Here is a 10522-nt window from a genome sequence, read left to right as displayed (position 1 = left end):
AAATTAATTTGATCACCATTAAAATACTAATAATCAATGATATGCACAACTTATTTCCTGACATTTTTTAGTGAATTAATTCCGCCAACGGGTTATAATAAGAAAAATATACAACCTTAATAATATCAACTATGAGTTATTTACGTTTTGATAAGACCCAAATGACTAACCTTGAAGAGTCCCTTACCAAAGAGGTTCTTCGCACCAATCGTTCAGGAGCCTATCACTGTACTACAATCGTTGATTGCAATACAAGAAATATCATGGTTTGCTAGTTATTCCAATTCCGGAACTTGACGATGAAAACCATGTATTGCTCTCCTCGCTCGATGAAACTGTTATTCAACATGGGGCTGAATTTAACCTTGGAATTCATAAGTATGGAGGGGACAACTATAGCCCTCGCGGACACAAATACATACGTGAATTTGACTGTGAAAAGTTTCCTACGACATGGTATAGAGTCGGTGGAGTGGTGTTGAAGAAAGAAAAGCTATTTGTGCATCATGAAAATAGAATCCTGATTAGATATACATTGGTTGAGGCTCATTCAAAGACTACTTTGAGACTTCGTCCTTTCTTGGCTTTTAGAAGTGTTAAACAGTATACACACGAGAATAGTGCAGCAAGCCGTGATTATCAGATTGTTGATCATGGTATCAAGACCAGTATGTATCCTAATTATCCTGAACTCTTTATGCAGTTAAGTAAGAAAAATGAGTTTATATTCCAGCCTGATTGGTATAGAGGAATAGAATACCCTAAGGAGCAGGAGAGAGGTTACGACTTCAATGAAGATCTATATGTTCCAGGTTATTTTGAACTTGAGATGAAGAAGGGAGAGAGCGTTATATTTTCAGGAGGTATCTCAGAAATTAAGACATCATCGCTAACTTCCATTTTCCAGAAAGAGCTTGAGGAGAGAACTCCTAGAGATAATTTCCAACATACTCTTAAAAATGCAGCTCATCAGTTTCTCAATAAACAGGGCGATAACTATTATGTGATTGCCGGTTATCCTTGGTTTAAGTGTAGAGCTCGTGACATGTTTATCTCGCTTCCAGGGCTAATGCTTGCTATTGATGAGAGAAGTAAGTATGAGACTGTTATGGAGACTGCTAGAAAGGCTATTCTTGATTTCATGGATAATAAGAATGACGATATCAAGATTTATGAGATGGAACAGCCGGATGTACTACTCTGGGCAATATGGTGTATCCAGCAGTATGCTAAGATGGTATCGAAGGATGAGTGTAGAACAAGATATGGTGGTTTGATACAATCTATCATGGAGTATATGCTCGCAGGAAAACATCCTCTCATCGAAATTCATGAAAACGGTCTGATTTATGTAGACGGACACGATAAAGCAGTTACATGGATGAACTCTACTGTAAATGGTTATCCTGTTGTGCCAAGAAGTGGATATATAGTAGAGATAAACACTCTATGGTATAATGCACTCTGCTTTACTAAAGACCTTATTAATTCTCAAGGTGAAATAGAGTCACTGAATGGTGCTGAGGGCATCATTGAGAAGCTTAACAAGTCGTTTGTCGACACATTCCTTAATGAGTATGGTTATCTTCTTGACTATGTTGATGGCAATATGATGGACTGGAGTGTACGTCCAAATATGATATTCTCAATAGCATTTGATTATTCTCCTTTGAATACACGACAGAAAAAGAGGGTTCTTGATATCGTTACCAAGGAGTTGCTTACTCCTAAAGGCATACGTTCATTAAGCCCAATGAGTGGTGGTTACAATCCAAATTATGTGGGTACTCAGTCACAGCGCGACTATGCTTATCATCAGGGTACAGCATGGCCTTGGCTTGAAGGTTTCTACTTTGAAGCTTACCTCAGAATATATAAAATGAGTGGAGTAAGCTTTATAGAGAGACAGCTGATTGGATTGGAAGATGAGCTGACCCAACACTGTATTGGTTCAATACCTGAGCTCTTCGATGGAAATCCTCCATTTAAAGGAAGAGGAGCTGTCTCGTTTGCAATGAATGTGGCAGAGATCCTTCGTACACTATATATACTCAACAGATACAATTCTAATTTTAGGGAGGAATAAAGATGAAAGTATTAATGTTTGGATGGGAGTTTCCTCCTCATATTCTCGGAGGTCTGGGCACAGCTAGTTACGGACTAACAAAAGGAATGGCACAACAGGAAGATATGGAGATAACATTCTGTATTCCTAAGCCATGGGGTGATGAAGACAGAAGTTTCTTGAATATTATAGGAATGAACAGCGTTCCTATTGCATATCGTGATGTAGATTGGGACTATGTAAACTACAGGATAGGAAAGTACATGGATCCACAGCTATATTTTGACTTGAGAAATAATATATATGCCGATTTCAACTATATGCATCTCAATGATTTGGGATGTATGGAGTTCTCAGGACGCTATCCTGATAACTTGCACGAGGAGATAAACAATTACTCTATCGTTGCAGGAGTGGTAGCTCGTCAACAACAGTTTGATATAATTCACTCACACGACTGGCTCACTTATCCTGCCGGCATACATGCTAAGCAGGTAACGGGGAAACCTCTTGTGATACATGTTCATGCAACCGACTTCGACAGAAGTAGAGGCAATGTGAATCCTACGGTATATAGTATTGAGAAGAACGGTATGGATTATGCCGACTGCATAATGTGTGTAAGTGAGTTGACCAGGCAGACTGTTATAAATAAATATCATCAGAATCCTAATAAGGTGTTTACCGTACACAATGCAGTTACACCTCTTGCTCAGGAGATACTTGATATTGTTCCAAAAAAGAGTGCTAACGAGAAAATTGTTACTTTCCTTGGACGAATAACAATGCAGAAGGGTCCTGAATATTTTGTAGAGGCAGCTGCAATGGTTCTAAGAAGAACCCGCAACATACGTTTTGTTATGGCAGGTAGTGGAGATATGATGAATGCCATGATACGTCTCGCTGCCGAACGAGGCATCGCTGACAGGTTCCATTTCCCGGGTTTCATGAAAGGAAATCAGGTTTATGAAGTGCTCAAGGCTAGTGATGTATATATCATGCCTTCAGTATCCGAACCGTTCGGTATCTCTCCACTTGAAGCGATGCAGTGCTCTGTTCCTACTATAATCTCTAAACAGTCTGGTTGTGCAGAGATTCTCGATAAATGTATTAAGACGGATTATTGGGATATTAATGCCATGGCAGATGCAATCTATTCTATCTGCTCAAATCCTTCACTATACAATTATCTTAAGGAAGAGGGAAAGAAAGAGGTTGATGCCATAACCTGGGATAAAGTAGGTGTCAAGGTGAGAAATCACTATGATAACGTGTTAGCAAACTATAGAAAATAATAAAAACAACTCTATATGAAAACAATATGTCTCTATTTTGAAATACATCAGATTATACATCTGAAAAGATATCGTTTCTTCGAGATTGGAAGAGATCACTATTATTATGATGACTATGCAAATGAGCAAGGTATAAATGAGGTAGTAGAGAAATCGTACGTTCCTGCATTGAATGCTCTTATCGATATGGCTAAGACAAACAAGGGTGCTTTCAAAGTTGCCTTGTCTATTTCGGGCGTAGCCCTTGAACAGCTTGAAATTCATGCTCCTCAAGTTATTGAACTTCTTCATCAACTTAATGACACCGGATGCTGTGAGTTCCTTTGTGAACCATATTCTCATGGCCTCTCGTCTTTAGCAAATGAGGAGTGCTTCAGAGAAGAGGTGGAAAGAATGAGAACAAAGATTAAGGAAATCTTTGGAAAGAAGCCTACAGTATTCAGAAATTCAAGCTTGATTTACGACGATGAGATTGGTGCAATAGTAGCCGATATGGGCTTCAAAGGAATGCTTGCTGAAGGAGCAAAACATGTTTTAGGATGGAAGAGTCCTCATTACTTATATCATTGTATAGCTAATCCATCTTTAAAGGTTTTACTTCGTGATTACAAACTTTCTGATGATATCAGCCTGAGATTCTCAAATTCAGAGTGGAATGAATATCCTCTGTTTGCTGATACATATATCGGTTGGGTAGCTGACATGCCAGATCAGGAGCAGGTTATTAATATATTTATGGAGCTCTCAGCAATAGGTATGTCTCAGTCTCTTTCATCTAATATATTGGAGTTCCTGAAAGCCCTTCCTGCATGTGCTAAGGCAAGAGGTATCACATTCTCAACACCTTCGGATGCAATAATGAAATTAAAATCTGTTGATCATATTGAAGTTCACTATCCAATGTCTTGGACCGACGAGGAGAGAGATATCTCTCCATGGTTGGGTAACATATTGCAGCGTGAAGCCTTCAGCAAACTATATAGTGTTTCCGAAAGAGTATTGCTATGCAACGATAAGAAGATTAAACAGGACTGGGATTATCTTCAGGCAAGTAACAATTTCCGTTTCATGACAACAAAGAATACGGGAATCGCTATTGATAGAGGAATATATGATTCTGCATACGATGCTTTCACAAACTATATGAATATCCTTGGTGACTTTATCCGTCGTGTTAATTCTCTCTTCCCTGTAGATATGGAGAATGAAGAGTTGAACTCTCTTCTTACAACAATCAGAAACCAGGGTGAAGAACTTTTGGCATTGAATAAAGAGGTGGAAAGACTTCAGGAGAAACTCAGAAAAGACAATGAGGATTGTAGTAATGGCTGTACAGAAGTTAAAGCCGAGGCAGCAAAAAGTTCTTCTGCTAAGAATGCTACAGTAAAGAAACCTAAATCAAAAGCTGAGGTAAAGGCTGATAAATAATTCATGGTAATATTTTTCTGATATAGATATTAAAAAAGCGGTTGAAGGAGTTATTCCTTAGCCGCTTTTTCTATTATGTATTTAATATAGGCAAGTTAGTTAACAAAGGATTAGTGTTATACTCTTTATATTATTGTAATTACAAATATAAAAATTATAACACCAATACAAATAAAAAAGAAGAGACTTCGAATGAAATCTCTCCTTAGAATTTAAATAGACCTACAAAGGTCTATTTATTTTATAACTATCTTATAAATAGTAATTCGCGATATTTAGGTAATGGCCACATCTGATTGTCAACAATCAATTCAAGTTTATCAATGTGATAGCGTATCTCTTCCAACATAGGTGCAATCTTATCGTGATAAGCGATAGCTTTTTCGCGTTCACACTCTATCTTGTTAACCACTTTACGCATTTCAACCATCTTGTTCACATGCTCTGTGATGAATATTGTGCGTTCTGCAATCTCTTCAATAAGTTTTATGTTCTCACAAGAAAGTTTCTCAGCCTTATCGGTAGGGAAGAGGCTCTTCATCTTATATACATTGTCTATTAGCTTGCTCTGATACTCTGTAGCTACAGGTATAATGTGGTTCATAGCCAAATCTCCTAAAACTCTCGCCTCAATCTGGATCTTTTTGGTGTACATATCCCATTTAACCTCATTACGCGCTTTCAGCTCTTTTCTGTTCATTACACCAGTAGACTCGAACATGGCAATAGTTTCAGGTTTGAGGTAGTTATCAAATACTATAGGACAACTTGTCTCGCAATCCAGACCTCTTTTCTTTGCTTCGGCTTTCCACTCTTCACTATATCCGTTACCATCGAATCTGATAGGTTTACACTCTTTGATATATTTGCGAATTATCTCAATGATTGCAGATATCTTTGGTTCACCTTTAGCTATCAATGTATCTACATCTTTTTTGAATATGGTAAGCTGTTCTGCCATAGCACTATTTAGTGCTATCATAGCACTTGAACTGTTTGCCTGAGAACCCGCAGCACGGAACTCAAAACGATTTCCTGTAAATGCAAACGGTGATGTGCGGTTTCTGTCTGTATTATCTATAAGAAGTTCAGGTATCTGTGGAATATCAAGTTTCAGTCCTGTCTTTCCTCTCAAAGATACAAGATCATTGCTTTCGCTCTCTTCCATATGGTCAAGAACCTGAGTAAGTTGCTTACCTAGGAATGAAGATATGATAGCAGGAGGAGCCTCGTTTGCTCCAAGACGATGAGCATTTGTTGCACTCATGATAGATGCTTTCAGCAATCCATTATGTCTGTAAACAGCCATAAGTGTGTTTACAATGAATGTGATGAATCGCAGATTGTCCTCTGGAGTCTTACCTGGAGCCATCAGCAACAATCCTGTGTCTGTTCCTAGTGACCAGTTGTTATGCTTGCCGGAACCGTTAACCCCTTTGAATGGTTTTTCGTGAAGAAGAACGCGGAATCCATGTACTCTTGCAACTCTTTTCATCAGTGACATCAAAAGCATGTTGTGGTCTACCGCCAAATTACACTCTTCGTAGATAGGAGCGAATTCGAACTGATTTGGTGCAACCTCATTATGGCGTGTTTTCAATGGGATACCAAGTTCCAAAGACTGGATCTCAATATCTTTCATGAACTCAGCCACCCTTGAAGGGATAGCGCCGAAATAGTGGTCTTCCAATTGTTGGTTCTTAGAAGCTTCATGTCCCATAAGTGTGCGTCCTGTCAGCAGTAGATCTGGTCGTGCTGCATAAAGACCTTCGTCAACAAGGAAGTACTCTTGTTCCCATCCAAGATAAGTAATTATTTTCTTTACCTCTGGGTTGAAATAGTGGCAAACATCCAAAGCAGCTTTATTTACGGCCGAAAGAGACTTCAATAGAGGAGCCTTATAGTCTAGTGACTCACCGGTATATGCAATGAATACTGTTGGAATGCATAAGGTATCATCGACTATGAAAACTGGTGATGAAGGATCCCAAGCGCTGTATCCGCGCGCCTCAAAGGTGTTACGTATACCACCGTTAGGGAAACTTGAAGCATCAGGTTCTTGCTGTACAAGAAGTTTTCCTGCGAACTCCTCAATCATACCTCCCTTTCCGTCGTGTTCAACAAAAGCATCATGTTTTTCTGCTGTACCTTCTGTAAGAGGTTGGAACCAGTGAGTGTAGTGTGTTACTCCAAGCTCAGTAGCCCACTTCTTCATTCCGGTAGCAACTTGGTCTGCTATAGAACGGTCAAGTGGAGCTCCATTGTCCATAGAGTCAACTAATTTTGCGAAGACTGCGCTTGGAAGATATTTGAACATCTTCTCGCGATTGAACACATATTTTGCGAAATATTCGCTAGGTCTTTCCGCAGGCACTTCTACTGCAGTTGCTTTTTTCTTAAAAGCCGATTCTACTACTCTGAATCTTAATTTTGACATGATACCTAAATTTGTTCAGTTGTTAATTAATAAGTAATTTCTAATGTTCCTGGCAAGGCGATCAAACCCGGCCAGGATGTGTATCTGTATAGTTTTCTCTTTGTTACAGAATTTCCTAATTTTACCTTATGCAGTTGCAAAGATACCTAAAGGTGTTGACAGATGTATTATAATAGTCAAAAACATGAATATTTTTGTGATAATAAATCTTTTCGTCACGCATAAATGGCAACCTATGTCAGAAACTTACTCCAAATACAAAGTATGAAGCTTCTGTTTTTGGGTTTACTGTTACCTTTGCAAAAGTAGGTACTGTGAAACTATCTGTTATCTTAATATCTTTAGATGCGCCTAGGCTTATATCGCAAATGGTGAATCCATTTGATCCTTCATTATAGAAATCAGTTGTCCATGGTGTAGCGCCAATCTCTGCATTCCAGTCAAGTCCTCCAAGAGAGAATGGCACTGCAAGTGAAATATATGATGAATATGCTCTGTTTCCATTTTTATTAACTCCGTCGTAGCCTGCAAAGTTTGTATACCAGTTGAGCGCCAAATGGCCGAAGTCATAGCCGACTTGTGCTTCAAATGTATGTGCTGTATTATTTGCACCATAATGCAGATATCCAGGACCACCTGTGAAGAAGTAGTCGGTTACACCGATAGTGAATCCGTCTTTTGAATAAGCAAGTGTAAGGTCAAGTTCCTTTTCATCATCTTTCTGTAGACCTGCAGATCCCCAAGCCTCGAGTGATAGACCTTTATATTCCAATGAAAGTGATGGTTGTACGCTCATACCTCCAAGGTTTTCTCCACGCCATATGTAGCTACTTACTATGTCTGCACCGACTGAAGCTTCAACTTTATCTTGAGCATTCAACTGAGACGGTGTGATTAATACTAGTGATGTTGTTACATAAATTGCGTTCTTGAAAAATCTTTTCATCTTTTATTCTTTTACTAATTAATATCTATTTTCGTTATTCTATAATATCCGATTTTTCTAATCTTCTGATAGCCTCCTCACATCTCTCTCGTTCTCCAAAAGCGGTCAGTCTTATAAATCCTTCTCCACTTGGTCCGAATCCAATTCCAGGCGTTCCCACAACATTTACTTCGTAAAGCATCTGATTAAAGAAGTCCCATGAACTTTTACCGTTAGGAGTCTTGAGCCATAAGTAAGGAGCATTTTCACCTCCAAATACCTTAAATCCACACTTCTCCAGACCCTTTCGCATAATAGTGGCATTAGTCATGTAGTAGTCTATATTGCTTTTTACCTCCATTTTGCCTGCATGAGAGTATATCGCTTCCGCTCCTCTTTGCGTAATATATGATGTGCCATTGAACCTTATGCACTGTAATCGGCTCCATAATTTGTTGAGATTCCTCCTCTCTCCATTAAGTGTAGCAGCTGTAACCTCTTTTGGTACTACAGTATAGCCGCATCTTACTCCTGTGAATCCTGCTGTCTTTGAAAATGATCGGAACTCTATCGCAACTTTCTTGGCACCTTTAATCTCATATATTGAGTGAGGAATATTATCATCTTTTATGTAGGCTTCGTAAGCGGCATCGAAAAGTATCAAAGTATCATTTTTGATAGCGTAGTGGACCCATTTCTTCAGTTCACTCTTACTTAAAACAGTACCTGTAGGGTTATTGGGGTAGCAGAGATAGATTATGTCAACTCGTTTATCCGGGATAGAAGGGATGAATCCGTTCTCTATATTACATGGCATGTAGACAACGTTGCTCCATCTGTCATTCTCGAATAGTCCGGCTCTTCCGCTCATCACATTCGAGTCAATATAGACGGGATAAATCGGGTCGGTAACACCTATGCTGTTATCATGACGTAGAATATCGCCAAAGTTCCCAGTATCACTCTTTGCTCCATCGTTAATAAAAACCTCACTGTTTTCCACCTGAACTCCACGTGCCAGATAATCATTTTTAATGATTGCATCTATAAGGAAGTTGTAGCCATGTTCGGGACTGTATCCATGAAAAGTCTCTTTATGTGCCATCTCATCAACAGCTTTGTGCATAGCCTCAATGGATGCTTGGGGGAGTGGCAGTGTCACATCTCCAATATCCAACCTAATTATATCTGCTTTAGGGTGAGTTACTTTGAAAGTGTTAATCTTTTTGGCGATGTCGGAAAAAAGATAACTTTCAGGCAATTTCAGGAAATGTTCGTTTACTAGTGCCATTGTTATAATTGTTGCTTAAGTTTTTTCCACTCATAATTCCATATCTCAATAAAAACACTTTACAGCATTGATATGCTGATATATGTCCTATTAACTTCAAGTATTAGGTCACTCACATCAAAAGATATTTTTGCAGTTACGTTGAAAGTGTGAAATCCTTTGCAAATGCTATATATTTTGAGATTATCTCCTAAATATTCATCATTACTGATTTTCTCTTAAGCAATTTGACTAATTCCAAGTTTCTCTTTCCTAAAAGTTAGGAGTCTGATTCTCTTTTCGTCTAATTAGCTGCAAATTTACTTTTTTTTATATTATTTACGAAATAGCTAAAAGCAGTTTTTATACAGAAAAGAATGTAGAATAGTACTTTTTTTTCTATAATATGCGTTATTTCGTTAATCGTTTCTTCTCTTTCTGTAGCATTATGTGATTAAAATCTATTACCAAGATAACAGTTAAAGTCGCTAATACTCAAATTATTTTATTATTTAATTTTGTTCTAACGCATATAGTAATGCAATGAACATAGTTTTCTTAAGTAATAAAACATTCTATGATCTATTTTTCACTTACCATTATTTGTTAGTCTGTATTTAATGCTTTTAGATAAATTATTAAGTAATTATATAAATTAATCAATTTGATTGAAAATTATCAATAACGATAACTATTTGTTTTAATTACATGCAAATATATTTATTTTAGTTCGGAATATATTGAAAATAGTTGCAAATAATTTAAGATTTGTTAGCTATTGCAATTTGATGAATAATTATTTGATTAAATTGCAATTTGTTACTTATGTGTGATTAATTAATTATATCTGTAATATATCTTGCCTCTTCTTGCTTATTGTATTTCCGGGCCTGCTTTTGATTCCACAATTTTACACTGATAATCTTAGTTTGCATACATTGGAAAAAGATTTTCTTAACGCAAAATGCAAGATACTTTTATTACTTTTGTTCACCATTTAAAGACTAAAATATAGTATATGAGTTCCGAATTTATAACCACGCATAAGCAGCGGGTTGCTCGAGAGTTGAGAGACTACATGATGATTGCTTTGGGTATGATC

5 protein-coding genes and 1 pseudogene are annotated in these 10522 nt (G+C 37.6%); 3 read left to right on the top strand and 3 right to left on the bottom strand.

Going from position 1 to position 10522, the window contains the following annotated elements; all coding sequences use genetic code 11:
• Nucleotides 1-131: 131 nt before the first annotated feature.
• The 3 genes and pseudogenes from JCM15092_RS16295 to JCM15092_RS13615 all read left to right on the top strand — a co-directional run bounded on the left by JCM15092_RS16295 (nucleotide 132) and on the right by JCM15092_RS13615 (nucleotide 4788).
• Nucleotides 132-2086: pseudogene (locus JCM15092_RS16295) on the top strand (glycogen debranching enzyme N-terminal domain-containing protein).
• Nucleotides 2087-2088: 2 nt separating this feature from the next.
• A complete protein-coding gene (locus JCM15092_RS13620; RefSeq protein ID WP_024995127.1) occupies nucleotides 2089-3360 on the top strand; it encodes a glycosyltransferase family 4 protein in 1272 nt (423 codons plus the stop codon).
• A 15-nt stretch (nucleotides 3361-3375) separates the two neighbouring features.
• Nucleotides 3376-4788 (top strand): glycoside hydrolase family 57 protein, encoded by a 1413-nt coding sequence (locus JCM15092_RS13615; protein ID WP_024995126.1) that lies wholly within the window; start codon nucleotides 3376-3378, stop codon nucleotides 4786-4788.
• A 247-nt stretch (nucleotides 4789-5035) separates the two neighbouring features.
• Here the strand turns inward: JCM15092_RS13615 and JCM15092_RS13610 are convergent, their stop codons facing one another.
• From JCM15092_RS13610 to JCM15092_RS13600, 3 genes are all read right to left on the bottom strand, one after another.
• The gene (locus JCM15092_RS13610; RefSeq protein ID WP_024995125.1) at nucleotides 5036-7225 is read right to left on the bottom strand and encodes a glutamine synthetase III family protein; all 2190 of its coding nucleotides are present in this window, start codon (nucleotides 7223-7225) and stop codon (nucleotides 5036-5038) included.
• Nucleotides 7226-7463: 238 nt separating this feature from the next.
• Nucleotides 7464-8171 carry a hypothetical protein gene (locus tag JCM15092_RS13605; protein WP_024995124.1) on the bottom strand — a complete coding sequence of 236 codons (708 nt, stop codon included), beginning with the start codon at nucleotides 8169-8171 and terminating at the stop codon, nucleotides 7464-7466.
• 34 nt (nucleotides 8172-8205) lie between these two features.
• Nucleotides 8206-9441, bottom strand: coding sequence for an LL-diaminopimelate aminotransferase (locus JCM15092_RS13600; RefSeq protein ID WP_024995123.1), 1236 nt, complete (start codon nucleotides 9439-9441; stop codon nucleotides 8206-8208).
• Nucleotides 9442-10522: the final 1081 nt, after the last annotated feature.

The sequence above is a fragment of the Phocaeicola paurosaccharolyticus JCM 15092 genome (assembly GCF_000613805.1).
Lineage (GTDB): Bacteria > Bacteroidota > Bacteroidia > Bacteroidales > Bacteroidaceae > Phocaeicola > Phocaeicola paurosaccharolyticus.
This window is presented reverse-complemented; position numbering and strand designations above follow the sequence as displayed.